27 protein-coding genes and 1 pseudogene are annotated in these 23907 nt (G+C 68.6%); 3 read left to right on the top strand and 25 right to left on the bottom strand.

Annotated features, from left to right (window positions below; all coding sequences use genetic code 11):
* The 20 genes from ftsA to GQR91_RS09800 form a co-directional block, all read right to left on the bottom strand.
* A complete protein-coding gene (gene ftsA / locus GQR91_RS09895) occupies nt 1–1263 on the bottom strand; it encodes a cell division protein FtsA (protein ID WP_112383449.1) in 1263 nt (420 codons plus the stop codon).
* Nucleotides 1264–1275: 12 nt separating this feature from the next.
* Nucleotides 1276–2190 carry a cell division protein FtsQ/DivIB gene (locus GQR91_RS09890; RefSeq protein WP_112383448.1) on the bottom strand — a complete coding sequence of 305 codons (915 nt, stop codon included), beginning with the start codon at nt 2188–2190 and terminating at the stop codon, nt 1276–1278.
* Nucleotides 2187–3113 carry a D-alanine--D-alanine ligase gene (locus GQR91_RS09885; RefSeq protein ID WP_149681875.1) on the bottom strand — a complete coding sequence of 309 codons (927 nt, stop codon included), beginning with the start codon at nt 3111–3113 and terminating at the stop codon, nt 2187–2189. The genes GQR91_RS09890 and GQR91_RS09885 overlap by 4 nt, the downstream gene beginning before the upstream one ends.
* Nucleotides 3113–3994 carry a UDP-N-acetylmuramate dehydrogenase gene (murB, locus tag GQR91_RS09880; RefSeq protein WP_149682016.1) on the bottom strand — a complete coding sequence of 294 codons (882 nt, stop codon included), beginning with the start codon at nt 3992–3994 and terminating at the stop codon, nt 3113–3115. Before murB ends, GQR91_RS09885 begins: the two co-directional genes overlap by 1 nt.
* 13 nt (nt 3995–4007) lie before the next feature.
* Nucleotides 4008–4208: a hypothetical protein gene (locus tag GQR91_RS09875; protein WP_149681876.1), complete on the bottom strand. Its 201-nt coding sequence runs from the start codon at nt 4206–4208 to the stop codon at nt 4008–4010.
* Nucleotides 4208–5632, bottom strand: a complete 1425-nt coding sequence (gene murC / locus GQR91_RS09870) for a UDP-N-acetylmuramate--L-alanine ligase (protein WP_149681877.1) — start codon at nt 5630–5632, stop codon at nt 4208–4210. Before murC ends, GQR91_RS09875 begins: the two co-directional genes overlap by 1 nt.
* On the bottom strand, nt 5629–6774 hold the full coding sequence (gene murG, locus GQR91_RS09865) for an undecaprenyldiphospho-muramoylpentapeptide beta-N-acetylglucosaminyltransferase (RefSeq protein ID WP_162853755.1): 1146 nt from the start codon (nt 6772–6774) through the stop codon (nt 5629–5631). Before murG ends, murC begins: the two co-directional genes overlap by 4 nt.
* Nucleotides 6771–7994 carry an FtsW/RodA/SpoVE family cell cycle protein gene (locus tag GQR91_RS09860; protein WP_235903969.1) on the bottom strand — a complete coding sequence of 408 codons (1224 nt, stop codon included), beginning with the start codon at nt 7992–7994 and terminating at the stop codon, nt 6771–6773. The genes murG and GQR91_RS09860 overlap by 4 nt, the downstream gene beginning before the upstream one ends.
* A 5-nt stretch (nt 7995–7999) precedes the next feature.
* Nucleotides 8000–9385 (bottom strand): UDP-N-acetylmuramoyl-L-alanine--D-glutamate ligase, encoded by a 1386-nt coding sequence (murD, locus tag GQR91_RS09855; protein ID WP_149681879.1) that lies wholly within the window; start codon nt 9383–9385, stop codon nt 8000–8002.
* Complete coding sequence (gene mraY / locus GQR91_RS09850) at nt 9382–10452, bottom strand: phospho-N-acetylmuramoyl-pentapeptide-transferase (RefSeq protein ID WP_112383442.1); 1071 nt, start codon at nt 10450–10452, stop codon at nt 9382–9384. Before mraY ends, murD begins: the two co-directional genes overlap by 4 nt.
* A gap of 3 nt (nt 10453–10455) precedes the next feature.
* A complete protein-coding gene (locus GQR91_RS09845) occupies nt 10456–11826 on the bottom strand; it encodes a UDP-N-acetylmuramoyl-tripeptide--D-alanyl-D-alanine ligase (RefSeq protein WP_149681880.1) in 1371 nt (456 codons plus the stop codon).
* Entirely contained in the window at nt 11823–11960 is a 138-nt protein-coding gene (locus GQR91_RS09840; protein ID WP_160146752.1) for a hypothetical protein, read from the bottom strand. Before GQR91_RS09840 ends, GQR91_RS09845 begins: the two co-directional genes overlap by 4 nt.
* The gene (locus GQR91_RS09835) at nt 11957–13378 is read right to left on the bottom strand and encodes a UDP-N-acetylmuramoyl-L-alanyl-D-glutamate--2,6-diaminopimelate ligase (protein WP_149681881.1); all 1422 of its coding nucleotides are present in this window, start codon (nt 13376–13378) and stop codon (nt 11957–11959) included. The genes GQR91_RS09840 and GQR91_RS09835 overlap by 4 nt, the downstream gene beginning before the upstream one ends.
* A 10-nt stretch (nt 13379–13388) precedes the next feature.
* Nucleotides 13389–15107 (bottom strand): peptidoglycan D,D-transpeptidase FtsI family protein, encoded by a 1719-nt coding sequence (locus tag GQR91_RS09830; RefSeq protein ID WP_149681882.1) that lies wholly within the window; start codon nt 15105–15107, stop codon nt 13389–13391.
* Complete coding sequence (locus tag GQR91_RS09825) at nt 15104–15775, bottom strand: hypothetical protein (protein WP_149681883.1); 672 nt, start codon at nt 15773–15775, stop codon at nt 15104–15106. Before GQR91_RS09825 ends, GQR91_RS09830 begins: the two co-directional genes overlap by 4 nt.
* On the bottom strand, nt 15772–16719 hold the full coding sequence (gene rsmH / locus GQR91_RS09820) for a 16S rRNA (cytosine(1402)-N(4))-methyltransferase RsmH (RefSeq protein ID WP_149682017.1): 948 nt from the start codon (nt 16717–16719) through the stop codon (nt 15772–15774). The genes GQR91_RS09825 and rsmH overlap by 4 nt, the downstream gene beginning before the upstream one ends.
* Before the next feature lie 5 nt (nt 16720–16724).
* Nucleotides 16725–17225, bottom strand: a complete 501-nt coding sequence (locus GQR91_RS09815) for a division/cell wall cluster transcriptional repressor MraZ (protein WP_149681884.1) — start codon at nt 17223–17225, stop codon at nt 16725–16727.
* A 340-nt stretch (nt 17226–17565) separates the two neighbouring features.
* Nucleotides 17566–17838 (bottom strand): hypothetical protein, encoded by a 273-nt coding sequence (locus tag GQR91_RS09810; RefSeq protein ID WP_249042534.1) that lies wholly within the window; start codon nt 17836–17838, stop codon nt 17566–17568.
* 62 nt (nt 17839–17900) lie between these two features.
* Entirely contained in the window at nt 17901–18866 is a 966-nt protein-coding gene (locus tag GQR91_RS09805; protein ID WP_112383435.1) for a cysteine synthase A, read from the bottom strand.
* Nucleotides 18867–18912: 46 nt separating this feature from the next.
* Entirely contained in the window at nt 18913–19245 is a 333-nt protein-coding gene (locus GQR91_RS09800) for an Mpo1-like protein (protein WP_149681886.1), read from the bottom strand.
* A gap of 100 nt (nt 19246–19345) precedes the next feature.
* Here GQR91_RS09800 and GQR91_RS09795 point away from each other — a divergent pair, with 100 nt between their 5' ends.
* From GQR91_RS09795 to aat, 3 genes are all read left to right on the top strand, one after another.
* Nucleotides 19346–19735 (top strand): hypothetical protein, encoded by a 390-nt coding sequence (locus tag GQR91_RS09795; protein ID WP_112383434.1) that lies wholly within the window; start codon nt 19346–19348, stop codon nt 19733–19735.
* A 104-nt stretch (nt 19736–19839) separates the two neighbouring features.
* Complete coding sequence (locus tag GQR91_RS09790; protein ID WP_149681887.1) at nt 19840–20550, top strand: ParA family protein; 711 nt, start codon at nt 19840–19842, stop codon at nt 20548–20550.
* A complete protein-coding gene (aat, locus tag GQR91_RS09785) occupies nt 20550–21272 on the top strand; it encodes a leucyl/phenylalanyl-tRNA--protein transferase (RefSeq protein ID WP_149681888.1) in 723 nt (240 codons plus the stop codon). The genes GQR91_RS09790 and aat overlap by 1 nt, the downstream gene beginning before the upstream one ends.
* A 35-nt stretch (nt 21273–21307) precedes the next feature.
* On the opposite strand, the pseudogene GQR91_RS09780 reads toward aat, so the two are convergent.
* From GQR91_RS09780 to GQR91_RS09760, 5 genes and pseudogenes are all read right to left on the bottom strand, one after another.
* Nucleotides 21308–21541, bottom strand: a pseudogene (locus GQR91_RS09780) (DUF2155 domain-containing protein); the annotation flags it as partial.
* 203 nt (nt 21542–21744) lie between these two features.
* Nucleotides 21745–22137, bottom strand: coding sequence for an NADH:ubiquinone oxidoreductase subunit NDUFA12 (locus tag GQR91_RS09775; protein ID WP_112383431.1), 393 nt, complete (start codon nt 22135–22137; stop codon nt 21745–21747).
* A 45-nt stretch (nt 22138–22182) separates the two neighbouring features.
* Nucleotides 22183–22665, bottom strand: a complete 483-nt coding sequence (locus GQR91_RS09770; RefSeq protein WP_149681889.1) for a DUF192 domain-containing protein — start codon at nt 22663–22665, stop codon at nt 22183–22185.
* Nucleotides 22662–23171, bottom strand: coding sequence for a cold-shock protein (locus tag GQR91_RS09765; protein WP_311732257.1), 510 nt, complete (start codon nt 23169–23171; stop codon nt 22662–22664). Before GQR91_RS09765 ends, GQR91_RS09770 begins: the two co-directional genes overlap by 4 nt.
* Before the next feature lie 146 nt (nt 23172–23317).
* Nucleotides 23318–23893 (bottom strand): regulatory protein RecX, encoded by a 576-nt coding sequence (locus tag GQR91_RS09760; protein WP_149681891.1) that lies wholly within the window; start codon nt 23891–23893, stop codon nt 23318–23320.
* Nucleotides 23894–23907: the final 14 nt, after the last annotated feature.

Here is a 23907-nt window from a genome sequence, read left to right as displayed (position 1 = left end):
TCAATAATTTGCGCGCGCGGCCTGAATAAGCTTGCGGAAAATTCCAATTCCGCTTGGCCGGTGGACGGTTTGCCCCGTGGGGGCAACGCTGCGCAGATCAATTGGGTCCGCCGCTGCATAGAAAGCCAGACCTGCAAGCGTCGCGAAAGCCGGTCCGCCATGCGCTTCGGGCAGTCCGGTCAATCCGCGCGGCCGGCCGACCCGGACCGAGCGCCCAAGCGCCTGTTGCGCATAGTCGGCGACCCCCTTCAACTCGGCGCCACCGCCGGTCAGCACCACCTGGCGCCCGACCGGGCCCTCGAATTTAAGGTGCTGGAGCGCCTTGCGAATCTCGCCCATCTGATGTTCCAGCCGTTGGCGGATCACACCGATCAACTGCGCCTTGGTGATCTGCATGCCATCGCCTGCCCCATCTTCCGCCGAGATCGGCACGACCGGGATCATGTCGTGATTGTCGCGCGGGGAGGCATTGGCCGAGCCGTGGAAGCATTTCATCCGCTCCGCCTGCTGACGTCTGGTGCCGAAGGCGGAGGCGACGTCGTCGGTGATGTCCGCCGCCCCCATCGGCAGCGAGCACAGCCCGACCAGCATCCCGCCCGCGAACAGCGACACGTTGGTGATTCCCGCCCCCATCTCGACCAGCGCGACGCCCAGTTCGCGCTCCTCTTCCGACAGGCAGGCAAGGCCGGTGGCGACGGGCGAGGCGATGATCGACTTCACCTCCAGATGCGCCGAGCGCACGCACAGGTCGAGATTGCGCACCGGCGAGCCGTCGGCGGCGACGACATGGATATGCACGCCCAGCCGGTCGGCATGCAGGCCCAGCGGCTTCTTCACGCCGGTCAGCCCGTCCAGCGTATAGAGCGCCGGCTGCGCGTGCAGCACCATGCGTCCTTGCGGATCGATCGAGTTGCGCCCGGCCTGGAGCAGCGCGTCGATATCGCCCTGTTCCACCCGGTGCCCGCCCAGCTCGAACTCCACCTCCGCCACGTCGGACACCAGTCCGCCGGCGGAGAAGCCCACCCAGACATTCTCGATGTTCAACCCGGCGATCCGCTCGGCCTGTTCGACCGCCTCGCGCACCGCCGCCTCGGTCGCGCCCATGTCGGCAATATAGCCGCGTTTCACGCCGCGACTTTCGCGCTGGCCGGTGCCCAGCACGATCAGTTCGCCGCCATCGCCCTTCTTCGCGATCATCGCCGAGACCTTGGACGATCCGATGTCCAAGGCGGTAATCAGGCCTTCCGGTGCCACCTTTGCCATTGCCGTGCCCCTTTATGCGCCATCCGCGCTTGCGGTCATCGCCGGGGTGCCCCCTTGCGGCTCGGCGATGGCGTGATTCTGATTCATTCCCGGCTTGCGCGCAACGAGCTTTGCGGGGTCGCGCATGTCGAAACGCAACCACCCCCGGCCCAGCAGCGGCCGCGCGCCGTCCATTTCGGCGAACTTGACCAATGCGGCACCCGCCCCGTCTTCGGGCAGGGCCAGCGTTTCGCCGCTTTCGAAGGTCAGGTCCCAGCGCCGGTTGCCGACCCAGGTCGCCGCCTTCACCCGCGGCTTGAGCGCCGGTGCCGCAGCCAGCAGCGCCTGATAGCTCGCCTCCTGCCGGTCCGCGCCGGGCCCGATGACCAGCGGCAGGTCGGGGATGGCGGCGGCGTCCACCGGCTCCAGCAACACCCCTTGCGCATCGATCAGCGTGAGTTGGCCATTGTCCTGCCACACCGCCGCCGGCGTCCGCTCCTCGATATCGACGAGCAGCGTGTCGGGCAGGCGGCGCGAGACGTGCGCATCCTTGATCCAGCCATAGCGCAGCAGCTTCTGGCGCACCGCCTCCAGATCGACCAGCGGCATCGCCCGGCTCTGCTGGTCGAGCGCGACGGCATAGACCGACATGCGATCCATCCGCTTCAGCCCGGTCACCTCGATCTGTTCGACCCGGAAGCCGGCACGCCCGACCTGTTCGGCCAGCGCCGTGCCGATCATCCCCGGCACGCCGATCCACGTCGCCAGCGCCAGGGCCGCGATGCCCGCGCTCCCGGTGATCGTCCAGGTGACGGCCTTCTTCACCGTCTCTTCGCTGACCGGCACGCGTGCCAGGATGCGCTGCGACAACGGCACCTTGCGCACCGGCTGGCGGCGGCGCGGGGCCGGCCGCTTGGGCGGTGGCCCGCGCTTGATCGTCCGGCTCACGGCGTCCCGGCCCCGGTTATTGCCTCGTCGACGATGGCCTGCACCAGTTCCGGATAGCTCATGCCCAGGTGGCGCGCCTGTTCGGGCACCAGGCTGAGCGGGGTCATGCCCGGCTGGGTGTTCACCTCCAGCAGGAACAGGCCGTCGACGCCGCGCTCGTCGTCCCAGCGAAAGTCCGACCGGCTCGCCCCCTTGCAGCCGAGCAGGCGGTGCGCCTCCAGGGCCAGGGACTTGCAGGCATCCGCAATCTCGTCCGGAATCTGCGCGGGGCAGACATGCTCGGTCAGGCCATCGGTATATTTCGCGTCGAAATCGTACCAGCCGTTCCGGGGCTTCAGCTCGGTCACGCCCAGCGCCCGGTTGCCGAGGACCGCGGTCGTGAGCTCGCGCCCGCGAATATAGGGCTCCGCCAGCAATTCGTCGAACTCGGCCCACGGCCCCGCCGATCCCTGCGGGATCGGGTTGCCGTAATTGCCCTCGTCGGTGACGATCGCGACGCCGACCGACGACCCCTCGTTCACCGGCTTCAGCACATAGGGACGCGGCAGCGGATCGCGCTCGAACAGGTCGGCGGATCGGACGATCCGCCCACCCGGCATCGGCACGCCGTGCGGCACCAGCGCCTGCTTGGTCAGCACCTTGTCGATCGCGATCACCGAGGTGGACAGGCCCGAATGCGTGTAGCGCAGGCCCATCAGGTCCAGCATCCCCTGCACCGTGCCATCCTCTCCGGGCGATCCGTGCAGCGCGTTGAACACCAGATCGGGTTGCGCCTTGGCCAGATGCGCCGCCACGTCGCGGTCCATGTCGATGCGCGTCACCCGGTAGCCCAGCGATTCCAGTGCATCCGCCACGCCATTGCCCGACTGCAACGACACCGATCGCTCGGCGGACCACCCGCCCATCAGAACGGCGATATGCATCACTTCTCAACCCCTACGCGCTGGATTTCCCATTCGAGCGTGACGCCCGACTGCGCCTTTACCCTGTCCCGCACCACCTCGCCCAGCGCCTCGATGTCCGCGGCGGACGCGTCACCCAGGTTAAGCAGGAAGTTGCAGTGCTTTTCCGACACCTGCGCCCCGCCCAGCGTCAATCCACGACAGCCCGCGGCATCGACCAGCGCCCAGGCCTTGTGCCCGTCCGGGTTCTTGAAGGTCGACCCGCCGGTCTTCGACCGCAATGGCTGCGACGCTTCGCGTGCCGCCGCAATACGGTCCATCTCGGCACCGATCGCCGCCGGCTCGCCGGGGGTGCCGCGGAACACCGCCTCCACCACCACCGCGCCGTCCGGCAGCGCGGAATGACGATAGGTATAGCCCAGCCGCTCGGCCGGCCATACCGCCAGCATGCCGTCGCGCGTCACCACCGTCGCCTCGACAAGGATGTCGCACACTTCGCGACCATAGGCGCCGCCGTTCATCCGCACGAAACCGCCCACCGTGCCGGGGATCGAGCGCAGGAACTCGACGCCCGCAATCCCTGCATCGCGCGCGGTCGAGGATACCAGGATACCGCTCGCCCCGCCGCCGCAACGTAAGGTCACGTCATCCACCCGCGTGACCCTGGCAAAGGCCTTGCCCAGCCGGATCACCACGCCCGGCATCCCGCCGTCGCGCACGATCAGGTTCGACCCCAGTCCCAGCGGATACACGGGAATGGCGGGATCGAGCGCGACCAGAAAATCGGCAAGGTCCGCGACATCGGCCGGCTCGAACAGCCACTCGGCCGCCCCGCCCGCCTTGAACCAGACGAGCGGCGCCAGCGGTGCGTTCGGCGTCAGCCTGCCGCGAACCGCGGGCAGCGTCACCACGGATTCACCACGGCCCGGCGCCCCATAGCCGTACCCAGGCGCTCCACGCCGCGACATTGGCCTCCGCCGCACGACGCGTGGCTTCCTGCGCCTGCACCAGTGCGTCACCGGCCGCCGTCGCATGGCCCCCCGCCTCCAGCGCCTTGCGCTGCGCGTCCAGCATCTGCCGCTGGAGCCGGATCGAAGTGTCGAACCAGTCGCTCATCACGCCTTCTCCTGCTTTGCCGCGATCGCCGTGGCCAGCCCGGCCGCCCATTTGGTGATGTCGCCGGCGCCCAGGCAGACGATCATGTCGTCGCGCCGGATCGTGCCCGCCAGTTCGGCGGCCAGCGCATCGGCATCGGCAACCGTCGCCGCGGAGCGATGCCCGCGCCGCTTCAGCCCCTCGACCAGCGCATCGGCATCGACCCCGGCGATCGGCGCCTCGCCCGCGGCATAGACCGGGGTCACCAGCACGCGGTCGGCATCGTTGAACGCGGTCTGGAAATCCTCCATCAGATTGCCCAGCCGCGTGAAACGGTGCGGTTGCACCACTGCGATCACCCGGCCCGCCGCGCCCTCGCGCGCCGCGGCCAGCACGGCGCGGATCTCCACCGGATGGTGGCCATAATCGTCGATCACCACCGCCTTGCCGCCATCGGTCGCGACCTCGCCCACCTTGGTGAAGCGGCGCTTGACCCCGCCGAATGCGTGGAAGCCCTTCTGAATCGTCGCGTCGTCGATGCCCAGTTCCAGCGCGACGCCGATCGCGGCCAGCGCGTTCTGCACATTGTGACGCCCCGGCATCGGCATCTCGATATGCTCGATCGAGCGGGTCGATCCGTCGCGGTTGCGCACGATCGCCTCGAACCGGTTGCCGCCGGGGATGGGCGTCACGTTCACGCCGCGCACGTCCGCCTGCGCGGAAAAGCCATAGGTCACCACCCGCCGGTCGCGTACCCGCGGCAGGATGTTCTGCACCTCCGGATGATCCAGGCAGAGCAGGGCCGCGCCGTAGAAGGGCACGTTCTCGACGAATTCGACAAACGCGTCCTTGACCCGGTCGAAGCTACCATAATGGTCGAGATGCTCGGGGTCGATATTGGTCACGACCGCGATCGTGCCGTCCAGGCGCAGGAAGCTGCCGTCGCTCTCGTCCGCCTCCACCACCATCCAGTCGCTGGCGCCCAGCCGCGCGTTGGAGCCATAGCTGTTGATGATGCCGCCATTGATGACGGTCGGGTCCACCCCGCCCGCGTCGAGCAGCGCCGCGACCATCGAGGTCGTCGTCGTCTTGCCATGCGTGCCCGCCACCGCGACGGTGGATTTCAGCCGCATCAACTCGGCCAGCATCTCGGCCCGGCGGACGACGGGGATGCGCCGCTCCAGTGCGGCCTCGACCTCCGGGTTGGACCGGGTGATCGCGGTGGAGGTGACCACCACCGCCGCATCGCCGATATTGTCCGCTGCGTGCCCGATCGCGACCGGAATGCCCTTGTCGCGCAGGCCCTGCACCACATAGCCCTCCGCCACGTCGGAGCCCTGCACCGCATAGCCGAGATTCTTCATCACCTCGGCGATGCCCGACATGCCGATGCCGCCGATGCCGACGAAATGGATGGTGCCGATATCGGTGGGGACGCCCTTCATGCGCCCGCTCCCGCCAGCACCGGCTTGGCGCGCCCGACCGGCAGCTTCACCCGCGGCGCGTCCAGGCTCTCGACCAAATCGGCCAGATCGCTGGCCGCATCGGGCCGCCCGCACGACCGGGCCCGGCCGGCGGCATTCTGAAGGGCGGCGGGGTCCAGCCCCAGCTTCTGCATCTGCTTGGCCAGTTCCACGGCGGTGAAGTCCTTTTGCGCGATCGTGCGCGCACCGCCCGCCAGCGTGATCTCGCGCGCATTGGCGGTCTGGTGGTCGTCGGTGGCGGAGGGCAGCGGCACCAGGATCGCCGGCCGCCCTGCCGCGGTCAGCTCGGCCAGCGTCGATGCGCCCGCGCGCGCGATCACCAGATGCGCCCAGGCCAGTTGCTCGGGCAGATCGGGCAGATAGGTCGCCAGTTCGGCCGGGATCTGATGCTCGGCATATTTGGCGCGCACCGCGTCGATATCCTCGACCCGCGCCTGATGCGTCACCTGCAACCGCCGGCGGAAGGTGACGGGCAGCATGGCGAGGCCGTCGGGCACCACTTCGCTCAGGATGCTCGCGCCCTGGCTGCCGCCGGTGACGAGCACGCGGAAGATGCCGTCTTCCTCCAGCAGCGGATAGGCCTTGGTGCGCAGCGTCAGCACCGCATCGCGCACCGGATTGCCGATCAGGTGCGTCTTGGCCGCATGCTTGGCCGCCAGCCGCTCGGTCTTGTCATAGGACGTGGCGATCGCATCCACCTTGCCCGCGACCAGCCGGTTGACCCGGCCCAGCACCGCATTCTGCTCGTGGATCGCGGTCGGGATCTTGTCCGCGAACGCCGCCAGCAGCGCCGGCATCGCCGGGTATCCGCCGAAACCGATCACGGCAGCGGGCCGGAAAGTGCGGTACAGCTCACGCGCCATTGCCCGGCCGCGCCACATCTCGCGCGTCGCCTTGGCCCATCCGATCGGCCCGCCGGCAAAGCGCCCGGCGGGCAGCACATGCGTCTGGATATCCTCGAACAACCCCGGAAAACGCACGCCGCGCGCGTCGGAGACGAGCGCAACACGGTGCCCGCGCCTGGTTAGCTCGGCGGCCAGCGCGGCGGCGGGAACCATATGCCCGCCGGTGCCCCCGGCGGCGAGAACGAAATGCCGGCTCATTCCCCGCTCCACCGCACGACATAGGGGCTTCGCGTCAGGAACGGATTACGCCGGGTAAAGGCGAGCAGCAGCCCCATGCCGATCGACAATGCGATCATCGACGAACCACCATAGCTGATAAAAGGCAACGTCATTCCCTTGGATGGGGCCAGCCCCGTATTCACCGCCATCGACACCAGCGCCTGCGCGCCGAACTGCACCGCCAGCCCGGATGCCGCATACAGCTTGAACTCGTCCTGTTCGTCCAGCAGCTTCACGAACACGCGTACCACGATCGCGAGAAATACGAGCGCGACGATCGAACAGGCGATCAGGCCGAATTCCTCGCCGATGACCGAGAAGATGTAATCGGTATGCGCCTCGGGCAGCCCGAACTTGGCACTGCCGCCGCCCGGCCCGGTACCCGTCCAGCCGCCCGCGGTCAGCGTGTTGTGTGCGGCGTTCACCTGAAAATGGTCGGACGCCCCCTCGCCTTCCGCATCGGGAAAGATGAACGCGTTGATGCGGTTGCGCGCGGTGCCATAGAACATATAGGCCGCGGCCAGCCCGGCCGGTGCCATGGCGGCGATCCCCACCAGATAGCGGGTCGGCGTGCCGGAGATCATCAACAGGGCCATCCACACCGCGCAAAAGATGATCGTTTGTCCGAAATCGGGCTGCAGCATCAAAAGCGTCGCCACTACCCCGGTCAACCCGCCGGTAATCCACACGACCGGCAGCGTCTTGTCCTTTGCGCGCAGCGACAACAGCCATGCCGTGGTCACGATGAACATCGGCTTCAGGAACTCGGACGGCTGGAACTCCGCCACGCCCAGGCTGATCCAGCGCCGCGCGCCGTTATGCTGCGCGCCCAGGATCGGCGTCGCCAGCAGCAGCGCGATGCACACCCCTGCCCCGACCAGCGCCATGCGCCGCGCGGTCGGCACCGGCAGCATCGACACGCCGAACAGCACGGGCAGCGACACGCCCACCCACATCAACTGGCGCCAAAAATAATAAAGCGGCGTGAGTTTATGATGCTCGCCCGAATAGCGCACCGCGGTCGCGGGGCTGGCAGCGGCGACCGCGATCAGCCCGATCGCGATCAGGAACAGCGTCAGCAGCAGCAGCACCCGGTCGATATCCCAGAACCAGGTGCCCAGCGGCGAGCGATCGCCGCGGCCGCCGCGCCCCTTCATCGATGCGACCAGGCCCGGCGCCCGTGCCCTGCCCCTTGCCATATCGGTCACGATAGCGCCTCCACTGCCGCCCGGAACGCCGCACCACGTGCCTCGAAATCGCGGAACTGATCGAAACTAGCACAGGCAGGCGACAACAGCACGACATCCCCTGCCCGCGCCGCCGCCGCGGCCTGCGCCACCGCCCGCTCCAGCGTCACCGCCTGCTCCACCACCGGCACCCGACCCTGCAACAGATCAAAGAACAGCGGCGCCGCCTCGCCGATCGTATAGGCCGCCACGACATTGCCGAAATAGGGCGCGCAAGGGTCGAGATCGTCGCCCTTGCGCTTGCCGCCGACGATCCAGTGGATACGGGCAAAGGCGCCCAGCGCAGGGGCGGCGGATTCCGGATTGGTCGCCTTGGAGTCGTTCACGAAGACGACGCCGCCGCGCTCGGCCACGCGCTCCATCCGGTGCGCCAGCCCCTGGAAGCTGGCCAGTCCCGCCGCGATTGCCTCCTCACCCACGCCGAGCGCGCGCGCCGCGGCGATGGCGGCAAAGGCGTTCTGCGCATTGTGCGATCCCTTCAGCGAGGGCCAGCGCGACTGGTCCATCGCCACGTCCGACGGAATGACCGTCAGACGCTCCGTCGGCACCTTGGCCGCGATCCCGGCCGACGCCGCATCGCCCGTCCCGACGATCGCCACCTGCCCCGCCGACTGCATCGCAAACAGCCGCGCCTTGGACGCCGCATAGGCATCGAACCCGTCATAGCGGTCGAGGTGATCGGGCGTGACGTTCAGCAACACCGCGACATCGCAGCCCAGGCTCTGCGTCAGGTCGATCTGATAGCTGGACAGTTCCAACACGTACACGCCACCCGCCGGCAACGGCTCCTGCGCGAGGATCGGCAGGCCGATATTGCCCCCCATCCGCGCCGGCACTCCGGCGGTGTCGAGAATGTGGTGGATCAGCGCCGTCGTGGTCGACTTGCCGTTGGTGCCGGTAATGCCGACCACCTTGTGCGGCGGCAGATCGACGCGCGCCTGCGCGAAGAGTTCGATATCCCCGATAACGAGAACGCCCGCTTCCCGCGCCGCCGCCGCCAATGGATGCGTATTGAGCGGCACGCCCGGGGATACGACCAATGCGTCGAAGCCGGTCAGGTCTGCAATAGGTTCAATACGCATACCCCCTCTCCCCGCCGGGGGGAGGGAGGGGCCCGTCGCACCAGCGACGGGAGGGTGAGGGGCTGCCCCAGACGCAGCCCCGCTTGGCTGCCCCTCACCCCGGTGGGGAGAGAGAGCAAGGTCACTCCGCTTCGCGGCATCGCTATCCCAGGCAACAACCTCCGCCCCGCCGGCCAGCAGCGCGTGCACCGTCGCCGCGCCCGAGCGCGCCAGCCCCAGCACCGCGAACCGCTTGCCCGCCCAGGCGCGTGCGACGATCACCGCAACTTCAACGTCGAAAGACCGGCCAGCGCCAGCACGAAGGCGATGATCCAGAACCGGATCACCACCGTCGGCTCCGACCAGCCGAGTTGTTCGAAATGATGATGGATCGGCGCCATCTTGAACACGCGCCGGCCGGTGCGCTTGTAGAAGAAGACCTGCACGATCACCGACAGCGCCTCCACCACGAACAGCCCGCCGATGATGCCCAGCACGATCTCGTGATGCGCCGACACCGCGATCGTGCCCAGCGCGCCGCCCAGTGCCAGGCTGCCGGTATCGCCCATGAACACCGCCGCCGGCGGCGCATTGAACCACAGAAACGCCAGCCCGGCGCCGATCACCGCGCCGGTAAAGATCGCCAGCTCGCCCACCAGCGGAACGTGCGGGATGCCCAGATAGGCGGCGAACCGCGCGTTGCCGGCCAGATAGACGATCACGGTGAACGCCATCGATGCGATGATGACCGGCATCGTCGCCAGCCCGTCCAGTCCGTCGGTCAGGTTCACCGCATTGCCGAACGCCACGATCGTGAACGCCGCGAACAGCGGATAAGCGTAGCTCAGGTCTAGATACATGCGCTGCGTGAAGGGCAGATAAAGGTGCGGCCCGTTCTGTCCCATGATGATCCACGCCGCGATGCCGGCGATCAGGAATTCCAGGATCAGCCGCGTCCGCCCGGACACGCCCGCAGTCGAGGCTTTGCGCACCTTGTCGTAATCGTCCAGGAACCCAATCGAGCCGAAACCCAGCGTCACGAACAGGCATGCCCAGACATAGGGGCTGCGCGGGTCCATCCAGATGAACACGGCCAGCGCCATGCTGGTCAGGATCATCAGCCCGCCCATCGTCGGCGTGCCGCGTTTGGCGAGGTGCGTCTGCGGGCCATCGGCACGGATCGGCTGGCCCTTGCCCTGCCGAACGCGCAGCCAGCCGATGAACTTCGGCCCGATCAGCAGCCCGATCAGCAGCGCGGTCGCCACTGCGGCCCCAGTCCGAAAGGTCTGGTAGCGAATAAGGTTCAGGACCCCGGGAAACCCGAGTTGCTCCGCGATCCAATACAACATGCGTTACGTCCCGCCCCGCAGGGCCGCCACGACGCGCGACAGCCCCACCCCGTTCGATCCCTTGACGAGCACCGCGTCACCCGGTGCCAGCCTGTCCGCCAGCACCGCCTGGGCCGCGCGTGCGTCGGCCACATGGACGAAATCGACCCGGCCCTCAAGCGCCCTGCCGAGCGGGGCCATCGCTTCGCCGACGAGCAGCGCCATTTCGACGCGCGCGGCAAGGATCGGTTCGGCCAGTGCCGCATGGTAATCGTCGGACGCGTCACCCAGTTCGCGCATCTCGCCCAGCACCGCGACATGACGGCCCGGCTCATGCGCCAGCACGGCCAGCGTGGCACGCATCGACGCGGGATTGGCGTTGTAGCTTTCATCGATGACGAGGGCGGTCTGGCCGTCCGCCAACGGTGCGATGAACCGCGCCCCGCGCCCCGCCAGCCCGCCCAGTTCGGCCAGCGCCAGCCCGGCCTGCCCCAGGTCGCCACCCGCCGCGTCGACCGCGGCCAGCACCGCCAGCGCGTTCGACACCCAATGTGCGCCGGGCTGCGACAGGGTGAAGCTCAACTCGCGCTCCCCCACCCGCGCGGTGACGAAGCTGCCGCCGGTGGCCGCCCGCATGCTTTCGATCGCCCGCACATCGGCGCCCTTGTCGAAGCCGAAGGTGACGATCCGCGCCGCATGAGGCTGCGCCGCCACGATCAGCCGGTCGCGGTGCGGACTGTCATGGGGCACGATGGCGACGCCGCCCGGCTCCAGCCCCTGGAAGATCTCTCCCTTCGCGTCCGCAATCGCCTCCTCGCCGGAGAAGAAGGCGGTGTGTGCGGGCGCGATGGCGGTGACGATGGCGATATGCGGGCGGACGATCCGGGTCAGCGCGGCCAGTTCGCCGGCATGGTTCATCCCCATCTCGAACACGCCCGCGCGCATCCCCTGCGGCATCCGCGCAAGGCTCAGTGGCACGCCGGTGTGATTGTTGTAGCTCTTGACCGACCGGTGCACCCGGCCCCGCCAGCCGCGGTCGAGCGCCGCGAACAGCGCCTCCTTGGCGCTCGTCTTGCCGACCGATCCGGTGACGCCGATGATGGCCGCCTCGCTGCGCGCACGGGCGGCGCGGCCCAGATCCTGCAATGCGTCGAAACTGTCCCGGACGCGCACATGCGGGTGATCGGTCGGCTCCGACACGATCGCACCGGCCGCCCCTTGCGCAAAGGCCTGGGTCAGGAAATGGTGCCCGTCGGTCGCCTCACCCTTCATCGCGACGAACAGGTCGCCGGGGCCGACCTCACGGCTGTCGAAGGCGACGCCCACCGTCTCGAAGGGGGCGGACGCGGTGCCGCCGGTGGCCGCGGCGATATCGGTGGAGGTCCACACGGTCACGGCGCATTCCCCGGCGGGGGCGCAGGCTGCGACCCTGCCCCGCCGCCATATTTCAGACCCAGCTTCGGGCGTGCGGGCTTGGCATCGGCCCGGCCTTCGGGCGCGCCCGCCGGCGTCTTTGGCGTGCCGCTCATGCTGCCGCGCACTCCCGCGCGACCGTTACGTCATCGAACGGCAGCACCATGTCACCGACGATCTGCCCCTGCTCATGTCCCTTGCCGGTGATCAGTACGATATCCTCCGACCCCGCCTCGCGGATCGCCGCACCTATCGCCGCGCGCCGGTCGCCGATCTCCGCCGCACCCGGTGCGCCGCGCATCAGCGCGGCACGGATCTGGGCCGGGTCCTCGGTCCGGGGATTGTCGTCGGTCACGATCACGCGATCCGCCTGCATCGCCGCCACCTGCCCCATCGCCTCGCGCTTGCCCGGGTCACGGTCCCCACCCGCACCGATTACGGCGATCAGCCGCCCGCCCGCATGCGGCTTCAGCGCGGCGATCGCGGCCTCGATCGCGTCGGGGGTATGCGCATAATCGACATAGACCGGCGCCCCCGATCGCGCGATGGCGGCGCGCTCCAGCCGGCCGCGCACTGGCTGCAAACGCGCCAGATTGGCCACCGTCTGCCCGATATCGCCGCCGGTCGCGATCACCAGCCCCGCCGCCACCAGCGCATTGGCCGCCTGATATCCCCCGATCAGGGGCAGTTGCACGCGGTGGGTGGCGCCGTGCTCGTCCTCGATCACCAGCCCCTGGCCGAGCAAGGTCGGATGCCGCTCGACCAGCCTGAGCGTGCTGCCGCGCGTGCCGACCGTCACCAGCCGGTTGCCGCGCGCCCGCGCCAGATCGATCACCCGCGCCGCCTCGACATCGTCGGCCCACACCACCGCCGTGCCGGCCGGGTCGAGAACCTCGGAGAACAGCCGCATCTTGGCGGTCAGATAGGCGCCCATGTCGCCGTGATAATCGAGATGATCGCGGCTGAGATTGGTAAACGCCGCCGCCGACACGGTCAGCCCCTCGGTCCGGTACTGCGTCAGCCCATGGCTGGACGCCTCGAACGCCAGATGCGTGACACCCTCACGCGCCAGCCCGGCAACGTTCGACAAAAACGTCACCACATCGGGCGTGGTCAGCCCGGTATGCACCCGCTCGTCCGCCGTCGTCACGCCCAGTGTTCCGATCGAGGCGGCATGTTCGCCCGCCATCCGCCACAACTGGCGCGTCATCTCGACGGTGGAGGTCTTGCCGTTGGTGCCGGTCACCGCGACGTTGGTGGACGGGAACGGCGCAAAGAACCGCGCGGCCAGCCGGGCAAAGGCGGCCCGCGGCTCGTCGTCGGCGACATGCACCGCACCCTCGACCGTGACGCCGCGCCGCGCGACCACCGCGACCGCGCCGGCGCGCACCGCATCGGCGATGAAATCCTCGCCATTCACCCGCGCGCCCTGAAATGCGCCAAAGATCGTTCCCGGCGCCACCTTGCGATGATCGATCGCAAAGCCGGTGACGACGTCCGTCTCGCTACCGCCGGTCAGTTGTCCCAGCTTCATCGCACCATGCTCAATGCCCGGCCGCCGGCCGACGGCTGGGATCGTCCCACAAGGTCGGCGTGATATCCGACACGTCCACGTCGCGCGTCTCGTCGGGCACCACGCCCAACATCGCGCCGATGCGCGATATGGTCCGCCCGACAACCGGGGCCGCGTTCCACGCTGCGGTCTTCCATCCAGAGGTCTCCTTCGTGCCGAGCGGCGAATCGAGCATCGCCAGCACGACGTAGCGCGGCGCATCCATCGGAAATGCCGCGGCAAAGGTCGCCACGTTGCGCGACCGATCATAGCCGCCTGCCACAGCCGCCTCCGCCGTGCCAGTCTTGCCCCCCACCCGGTAACCGGGCGCGTCGCCCTTGCGACCGGTGCCGCGCTGCACGATCAGGCGCAGCATCTGGCGCATCCGGGCGCTGGTCTGCTCGCTGATGACGCGGCGTCCGACCGGCACATGGCCGGGCTGCACCTTCAGCAGGGTCGCCGGGCGCCAGATGCCACCATTGACCAGCGCGGCATAGGCATTGGCCAGGTGCAGCGGCGTGACGGCGATGCCGTGGCCATAGGCGGTGGTCATCGTCGTCGTTCGCGCCCAATAGGTCGGCAGCAACGGCCGCCCCTTTTCGCGCAGTTCGATATCGGGCTTGGTGTCGAAGCCCAGCTTGCGGAACATCGCCTGCATCCGCTGCGGCCCGATCTCGTCGGCGACGCGCGCGGTGGCGATGTTGGAGGAATAAATCAGCGTTTCCGCCATGTTCAGCCAGCGCTTGGGATCGCCGCGCTCGTCATGGATGGTGTAGCCGCCGACATGCAGCGGATGCGTCGCATCGAAGCGCCGCTCGAACGAGGTGACGACACCGGTGTCCATCGCGGTCGCCATGGTGATCGGCTTGAAGGTCGATCCCAGCTCGAACACGCTCTGCGTCGTGATGTTGCGCAGCTCCTCGCTGCCCGCCATGCCGACGCGGTTGGGATTGAACGTCGGCAGCGACACCATCGCGATCACCTCGCCCGTCGCCACGTCCAGCACGATGCCGCCGCCGGCGCGCGCCGAAAAGGTCGTCATCGCGCGGCCCAGTTCGCTTTCCATCGCCGCCTGCACGCGCGTGTCGATCGACAGCGCCACCGGCTTGCCGCTGGTCGCCGGATTGGTCAGCCGCTCGTCCAGCACGCGTTCCATGCCGCTCATGCCGTGCCCGTCGGTCGACAGGAAGCCCAGCGCGTGTGCCGCCATGGTCGATTGCGGATACAGGCGCTGCGTTTCGCGGTCGAAAACGATCGCCGGCTCGCCGATCGCGTTCACCTGCTCGACCAGTGCCGGGCTGGCACGGCGCTGGAGATAGGTGAAGCTGACATCCTTGGTCAGCAGGCCATAGAAAAAGGCCTGGTCGCCCCGTTCCGGCATCAGTGCGGCCAGCTTGGCGGCGATCTCCATCGGATCGCCGATCAGCTTTTTGGGATGGACCGCGATCGTCCAGGCGTCGATCGTGCGGGCCAGCGGCGCGCCGTTGCGATCGACGATATCGCCTCGCGCCGCCAGCGTCGCGATCCGCGTCGCCGCGTCCGCCGGCCCCTCGAAGATCGCCAGCAGCGCCAGCCGCCCGATCACCACCAGCACCGCGGCGGCGAACAGCAGCATCAGCATCATCAGCCGGGTATGCGCCGTCGCCACCAGCGCCTGCCGCTGGCCCGGCGATCGACGCGCCGTATCGGGTCGGGCGACCAGTACGCTCAACGCAGGCGCTTCGATTCGGCGCGGGCACCGGTCAGGATGTCACCCAGCGTGGTATCGGACAGGAGCTTGCGGTCCAGCATCGCCACCGCCTGCGGCCGCACCTTGGCGACCGCGGCGGCGCTGCGCACGACGGCCACCTCGCGCGCCTTGGTGGGTGCGATCGTGTTGGCGACGGCCGCGCGCACGACCTGGGGCTTGGGCGTGGGCAGCGATGCCATCTGGACGATCGCGGCGCGGGCGGCGGGCTTGGCGGCGGATGGGGCGGCGGGCTGCACGATGACGGTCGCGGGGGCGGCGGGCAGGACGGCAGGCGGTGCGGGCAGCGAGGGGACGAGCAGGGCGGCGGTCTGGATCGCGCCGCCGGCCTGGCCGCGCGTCACGTCCAGCGAGGCGAGTGCGACCTCGTCGGCCACGAACTGGCCCGCCACCGGTGCGGTCAGCGCCAGCGTGTCGCCGTTCCACTTCTCCAACTGAACGAGGTTCGCGCGCGTGTCGAACTCGGTCTCCAGCGCGCGGATGTCGCACTCGGCATTGCGGATGCGCGTGTTGACGTCATCCAGCTTCTTGCGCTCGGCCGCGACCTGCAGCGACACCAGGTAGAAGCCCAGCACCACTGCCACGCAGCTGCCGAACCATCCCAGACCTTTCAACCGATACGCCGCCGTCATTCGCCCAACTCCCGTGTCCCCCAACTGCCCCATGCCGGCGCGGCCGTCCGCCGCGCCGCCCGCAAGGTCGCCGATCGTGCGCGTGGATTGCGGGCCAGCTCGGCCTCGCTCGCGCGGATCGCTTTTCCAACCATCTCGAAACTGGGCGCTTTTGCCTGAACCTGCGCTGGCAGGTGGCGTGACCCGCCCGGCATCGCGCCCGATCGTTCGCGCAGGAACCGCTTCACCATGCGGTCCTCCAGGCTGTGAAAGGTCACTACCGCCAGCCGCCCGCCCGGCTTCAGCGCGCGCTCGGCCGCCGCCAGCCCCTCGGCCAGTTCGTCCAGCTCGCGGTTGATATGGATGCGGATCGCCTGAAAGGCGCGCGTCGCCGGATCCTTCTTCTCGTGCGGGCGATGGCCCAGCGCGCGGCGCACCACCGCGGCCAGTTCACCGGTGCGCGTCAGCGGCCGGGCCGCGACGATCGCACGCGCCACCCGCCGCGACTTGGGCTCGTCGCCATATTGGTACAGGATGTCGGCGATCTGGTCTTCGTCGGCCGTGTTCAGGAAATCCGCCGCCGACAGCCCGCTCCGCGCCATGCGCATGTCGAGCGGCCCGTCCGCCTGGAACGAGAAGCCGCGCTCGGCCTGATCCAGCTGCATCGACGAGACGCCGATATCCATCACCACGCCGTCGACCGGTGCAGCGAGCGCCGCCTCCATGCCGGAGAAGTCGGCATGGACCAGCGTCAGCCCCGGCTCGGCCGCCGCAAGCGACTGGCCCCCCGCGATCGCATCGGGATCGCGGTCGAACGCGATCACCACCGCGCCGCGCCCCAGCATCGCGCGGGTATAGCCGCCCGCCCCGAACGTGCCGTCGACATGCGTCTCGCCGGGCAGGATGGCGAGCGCGTCGAGGACCTCATCGAGCAGGACGGGGATGTGCGCGGCATCATGCGCCATCGCGGTCACAACGCGATCCCCTTTTCCATGCAGTGATACTGCGCGGCGGAGATCATCTTGGCCGGCAGGCCCGGCGTATCGACCAGCGTCCTGGGGTCCCAGATTTCGATATAGTCGAACGTGCCCCAGAAAAAGGCATGACCCTTTATGCCGGCGTGGAAGCGGGGAAAGCCCGGCATGATGAAGCGCCCGGACCCGTCGAACGGCACCGATTCGCCGTTCGCCAGATCACGCTTGATGTTATAGTCGATGCGGCCATCCGCGCCGCGCGACAACTCGGTCCGCGCGTCCAGCTCCTTCTTGAGCACGGCGACATAGGCGGGGTCATAGGCGATCAGGCAGCGCTCGGTTTCGTGAACGGCGATGATGATGGTGCCGCCATCCTTGCCGTCGGGGCGCGGCGCATTCTGGGCCAGGGTGGAGCGCAGGGCGTTCGGAATCGCGACCCGGCCCTTGTCATCGACAAGTCCGATACCGCTTCCCTGATACAAACCCCTTTCGGACACGCGAACCTCGCACTGGCGCGCACGGCCTCACCATGTCGAAAACCGCTTTTCGACGCGTTGAAATAGCCAACAGTGAGCCTGCCCCTCTGTTGATTTGGATTTACTATGCGCATGCCGGGGAAGCAACGGGATTTTTGGGGATGGCCGGGGAAACGCCCTTAAAATGGGCTGGGATCAGCTGGCAATTCGGGGAATGCGCCACATGGCGAACCGGTCACGGCCGCCGAAAACGACGCTGGCGCGCGGGTTTCGCACGCGGATCCCGGGTTTTCCCGCCGCGTCCCGCTGTTCGGAAATTCCTATGGCCCGCCGGTCATCGGCGCGGATCTGGTCGACCGTATCAACGATCGTCGACGGCAACCTGCGCGTTCACGCTGGGGGAGATGCCCAGTTCGGCCAGCGGTTCGTTGGGCAGCGCCGTCTCGTTCCCCGCCGCGACATTGGCCGCGATATCGGGCTGCGCCGCGACGCCCGCCGGCTGGTCGCGGCTGAGCGAGGCCAGGATCGTGCTGGCAAGGGCGATCAGCAGCACGACGGCTGCCAGGCCGATCATGCCGACCTTGACGCGCTGCATCGCTTGATGGGGATCGGGAGACTTCATCTGGTCGGACAAGACTAACGCATCATCGCGGTCCTGTCGATTCTTGGCTCGATGCAGCAGGATCGCGCCCTTCCTTAAAGCCCTTTGGCAGCGCGCCATGCCGGATCGTGCAGCGTCGACAGATAGCGAAAGCCGGTATCGCACAGAATCGTGGCAATGCGCTTGCCCGGCCCCAGCTGCCGCGCCAGCGCCACGGCGCCTGCGACGTTGATACCCGACGACAGGCCCAGGCACAGCCCTTCCTCGTCGAGCAGGCGGCGCACCCAGTGCCAGCCCTCGCCATCGGCGATTCGGAACTGCGTATCGACGGGCGCACCCTCCAGATTGGCGGTGATCCGCCCCTGCCCGATGCCCTCCGCGACGGACGATCCTTCCGCCTTCAACTCGCCATGCGCATAATAATCGTAGAGCGCCGCGCCATGCGGATCGCTCAGGGCGATGCACACCCCCTCGTCCCGCGCCTTCAGGCCCAGGCCGACGCCCGCCAGCGTTCCCCCCGTCCCCACCGCACAGGTGAAGCCGTCGATTCGGCCCTCCATCTGCGCCCAGATCTCCTCAGCGGTGCCGACGATGTGCGCCCGGCGATTGGCGATATTGTCGAACTGGTTCGCCCACACCGCATTTTCGGTTTCCTCGGCGATCCGGCGCGAGGTGTGCACGAAGTGGCACGGGCTGGAATAGGGTGCGGCCGGCACCAGCACCAGCTCGGCGCCCAGCGCGCGCAGCGTGTCCATCTTCTCCCGGCTCTGCGTCTCGGGCATCACGATGATCGTGCGATAGCCCTTGGCATTCGCCACCAGCGCCAGCCCGATGCCGGTATTGCCCGCGGTGCCCTCCACGATCGTGCCGCCGGGACGCAGCGCACCGCGTGCCTCGGCATCCTCGACGATGAACAGCGCCGCGCGGTCCTTCACGCTGGCACCGGGATTGGCGAACTCGCACTTGCCGAAAATGTCGCACCCGGTTTCCTCGCTCGGCCCCTTCAACCGCACGAGCGGGGTGTTGCCGATGAGCGCCAGAGTGTCGGGAATGATATGCATGGCGCGATAGATGGCGCCTCGAACCCCGCCCGGCAAGCGAGCGATACTATTCGCCGGCAAAGCCCGCCCGCGCCAGATGCTGGCCCAGCCGCCCGGTCATCCACAGGAAGAACATACGAAAATCACTGACCAGCGACCACCAGGGGTGGCGAAACGTCGCCGGCCGGTTCCGCTCCACCAGGGCATGGGCGGCCCATGCGAAGCCATAGCCCGCGGCCGGCACCGCCAGCCACCACCATCCCCCGATCGCGATCGCCGCGGCCAGGCACAGCAGGGTCAGCGCGGTGCCCGCATAATGCAGCGCCCGTGTCGCGGGCCGGCGATGCTCGCGCAGATAATAGGGCCAGAAGGCTGCGTAGCTGCCGATTCGCTCAACCATGATCCGCTCTCCGGGCACCATGCTAAGCCGCTTTGCACCCATCGGAAAGCGTCTGCCATCTTGACGTAACCATGTTGCATGCGCGAAGCAGCGGACCGCTATGAAGAGCCTCCTTCCCCTCTCCGTCGCCGCTGCCTCGCTGCTCGCGCTTGCCGCATGCAACTCGCAGCCCGCTCAACCCGAAGTCGTGGATGCCAATCCCGATCCCATGGCGACCACCCTCGCCAATCGCGCCCCCGTCGAGCTGCCGCCGGCGATCAAGGCGGACAAGACCTTCCGTTGCAAGGACAACAGCCTCGCCTTCGTCACCTTCTTTGAGGGCGACAAGCTGGCCAATGTCCGGCTGAAGGAGGGCGAGACCCCGGTCCGCCTGACCGCTCCGGAGGCCGGCCAGCCGCTGACCGCCGATGGCGGCTGGAAGCTGACGGGTGACGAGAAGAACATCACCCTGACCACCCCGGATAAGCCCGCGCAGACCTGCCACGTCTGATCGCGGTCACGAAACAGCTTGATCCATGTGAGGTCGGCGGGAGATAGCTTCCGCCGACCTTTTTCTTTGCCGAAACCGGCGGGGCACGGGCGTCAGGGGGCCTTGTGAAGACGATCGCGATCTACAGCCTGAAGGGCGGAGTGGGAAAGACCAGCATGGCGGCCAACCTTGCCTGGTGCGCGGCCAGCCAGGGGCGGCGGACCTTGTTGTGGGATCTCGATCCCCAGGCCGCGGCGACCTGGCTGCTCGGCGGACCGGCCAAGGGGGACCGCGCCCAGGCGATCTTTTCGCGCGACATCGCTCCCGCCAAGCTGATCCGCACCACCGACACGCCCCAACTAGACCTGATCGGTGCCGATGCTTCGCTGCGCCTGCTCGACCAGCTGTTCCATGACCTGTCCAAGAAGAACCGGCTGGGCAAGCTGCTTGACGGCCTTGGCGATTATGACCGCATCATTCTCGATTGCCCGCCGGGGCTGACCGAAACCACCGAGCAGGTGCTGCGCGCCGCCGATCTGGTGGTCGTGCCAGTAGTGCCCTCCGCCCTCGCCCAGCGCGCGCTGGAGGTGGTGGACGGCCATGTCCGCGGCCGGGTGCCGCTTCTGCCGGTCCATGTCATGGTCGATCGCCGCCGCCGTCTCCATGCCGATGCGGTGGCGGCACAGCCGGAGTGGCCGGCGATCCCGATGGCGAGCGTGGTGGAGGCGATGGGCGAGCATCGCGCCGCCGTCGGCCGATTCGCCCCGCGCAGTGCCGCCGCACAGGGCTACGCCGCCTTGTGGCGCGAGGTCGAGCGCCGTATCGCCAAAGGCTGATGGAACGGCTCGATCCCCAGCTTGTGCTCGGTGCCTATGCGGTCGGCGTCTTTCCGATGGCGGACCGCCGCGATGCCGACAGCGTCTATTGGGTGGAGCCGCGCAAGCGCGCGATCATGCCGCTGGACGGGTTCCGCCTGTCCCGTTCGCTGCGCAAGGTGGTGGCGGCCGACCGGTTTCGCGTCACCTGCGACCTGGCCTTCGACGCGATGATCCGCCTGTGCGCCGAAAGCGCCGCGGACCGCCCCGAAACCTGGATCAACACCGGCATCGAACAGGCGTTCGGGCGCCTGCATGCGATGGGGTTCGCCCATTCGGTCGAATGCTGGGTTGGCGACGAGCTGGTCGGCGGCCTTTACGGCCTGGCCTTGGGGCGCGCCTTTTTCGGCGAAAGCATGGTCAGCCGCCGCACCGATGCGTCAAAGGTCGCGCTCGCCTGGCTGATCGCCCGGTTGCGCCGCGGCGGCTTCACCCTGCTCGATTGCCAGTTCCAGACGCCCCACCTCGCCTCGATGGGCGCGGTGGAGGTCAGCCGCGCCCGTTATATGGCGCTGCTGTCCGATGCATTGGCCGGGGTGATCGATGCCGGCGCCTCCTCGGCCGGGGTGTCCGCCGCGGGCGACTTCTTCGCGCTGGATCGCGGCGCGGGTGCCGCCGACGACACCGTATCCGGGCCGGTCTCGGGCCAGGACATCGCGCAGCTCTTGGTCCACACGTCGTAGATCGGGTGCGGCACCACGTTCAGCTGTGGCCGTTCCTTGTAGAGCCAGCCTGAAAAGGCGCGGCGCCAGTGCCGGTCGGTGCCGCGCACGTCCAGTTGCACGAAGGCGCCGGTCAACTGCTCCTGCTCCCACGATGCGGTGCGCTCGCAGGCGCGCAGGCGCACGATCGCGTCGCCGACGCGCACCGCCTGGCCGGGCCTCAGCTTCAGGTCGCGCGATTCGCCGTTCCGCTTGTTCAGCAGGCCGACCACCGCGACGCGCTCCGCCATCGGGGTGCCGCCCTGGGGCAGCGTTCCCGCTTCGGGATCGACCGTTTCGATGCCGGGCGCGCCCGGCCGGTCGGGCACGAGCTGGCTGACCGACGGATCGGCCGCTTGGGGCTGCGCGGACGGACCGGTCCAGGCCTGGTATCCCAGCCAGCCACCGACCCCCAGCGCCGCCGCCAGCACGCCGCCGGCGAGCCAGCGCGTCTTCACCCCTCGGGCGTCCAGGCTTCGTAGTCGCCGGTCGCGGGGGCACGGCGGCCACCCTTCTCCAGCGCGCCGGCCGGGCGATAGGCCATCGCCGTGCCGGTCAGGTTCGCCGCCGCCGGCTTTTCCCAGCGACGCGGCTCGGGCAGCGAACGGTCGGGCACGTCGTCCACCTGATGGTGCAGCCAGCTGAACCAGTCGGGCGGGACCCGGCTGGCGTCGTTGGAACCGCTATAGATCACCCAGCGCCGCGGGCGGCCTGCGGTGTCGGTGCCACCCTGATAATAGACGTTGCCCAGCGCATCCTCGCCGACACTGGTCTTGCCGCGCAGGCCGAACCAGGTGCCGACGGTGGCGCCGTTCCACCAGGTGAAGGGGTTGAGGTTGATGCCCATAATGAAACAGCGCTTAGCCCGTGCGGGGCGTGCCTTCAACCGCGATCAACGCGGCCACGTCACCCGGTCGCCCTCGGCGATGCCCAGCTCGGCCGATCGGCCACCGACCAGTTCCAGCACCGCGGTCACCGGCTCGCCGGACGGGATCTGCGCCTCCGAAAACGGCGTGGTGTTCTCCGCGATGCGCGCGATCGTGCCGTCGGCGCGGATATACAGGATGTCCAGCGGGGTCGGCGTGTTCTTCATCCAGAAGCTCGTCTCGCGCGGGGGGCCGCCATCCGGGGGATAGGGCGCGAACAGCATTCCGCCATCCGGGGTCAGGTCGGTGCGGTACATCAGCCCTTGCGCCTGTTCCGCCACCGTGCGCGCCGGCTCGACCTGGAAACGATGCTCGCCGCTTGCGGAATGGACGGTGACGGGGATCGTCTTCGCCGCCGCCTGCGCCGTGCCGGAACCGTCCCGGTCGCCGCCCCCGGCCGAGCAACCGGCCAGCACCAGCGCCACCGGGAGGGCCAGACACCGGATCAAGCCGCCGTCCCCATGGCATCGCCCTCGACGACCACCGCCAGCGGCCCTTTTCGACCGTCGACGATGCGCGCGCGCAGCGGCTCGTCCGGCTCCACCGCCGCGATCCCGCCCCGGCGCAGCGTCTCCATATGGACGAACACGTCGCGTCCGTCGCTGCCCCGCACCAGGAAGCCATAGCCTTTCAGGCGGTTGAACCATTTCACGACCACCGGCTCGAACGGCCCGGCGCTGTCCACCAGCGCGACCGGATCGATCCGGTCGCCCTGCGTGCGCGCCACCTTGGGTGCCGGCTCTTCCACCGCACCCGACAGGTCGATCGTCAGGATCTCGCGCGCCTGGAATCCGCGCCCGCGCTCCACCGCCAGCGCCTCGACGCGCGCCCCTTCGGGCAGGCTGCGCCGGCCGTGCGGCTGCAGAACGGAAAAGTGCACCAGCACGTCGCCGATTGCGCTGTCGTCCGCCACCGCGAAGCCGAAGCCGCGGGTCACGTCGAACCATTTGATCACCCCGGCCAACCGGACGACGTCCCCTGTCGTCCCATCGGCTGTGGCGTGTTGCTCCTGCGGCGTTTCACCAAGCATAATCGCACCCCTGAGGTGCTGTGCTAGCATGCTTCTTCGCAGCCGCAACGAAAAGCCGCATTTCAGTGGCCTCAAGCGTCCTCTTCAGGGACATCGCCGGGTGCGCACGCAACGATCCTGCGGGAAAGCGCGAAATCGTGCCCGGCGCGCAGCATCGCTGCCAGTTGCTTCTGCTGCACGTCCCGGTCCGCCTCGCCGCGGCCATAGGGCCCGATCCGCTTGCGCCGGGCAAAGGTCAGCGCCGCCGCCATCGCCTGCCCCTCGATCACCGGAGCGAGCGCCTCGCTGTCCGCTTCGTCGACATGCGCCTCGCGCAGCGCCCCCGCCACCCGCCTCGCCCCCAGCCCGCGCCGCCCCAGCGCCCCCACCCGCGCCTCCGCGAACAACCGGTCGTTCACATATCCCAGATCCACCATCCGATCCGCCAGTGCCGCCGCATCCCCAGGCTCCCCCGCCCACCCCCGCTCGCGCACCTTGCGCCGCAGATACGCGATCAGCTTCCCCCGCGTCGTCGCAAATCGCTCCACATAACGCAGCGCCAGCCGCTCCAATGCAGCATTATCCAAAGGCTTTGGCGGGCGGCGCTCGGCAGACACGCCTTGTTTGTGCCACAGTGACGCAGGAATGAGAACGTGCAAAGCCGCCATCGAAGCGGTCGCAC

The sequence above is a fragment of the Sphingomonas carotinifaciens genome (assembly GCF_009789535.1).
Classification (GTDB): domain Bacteria; phylum Pseudomonadota; class Alphaproteobacteria; order Sphingomonadales; family Sphingomonadaceae; genus Sphingomonas; species Sphingomonas carotinifaciens.
This window is presented reverse-complemented; position numbering and strand designations above follow the sequence as displayed.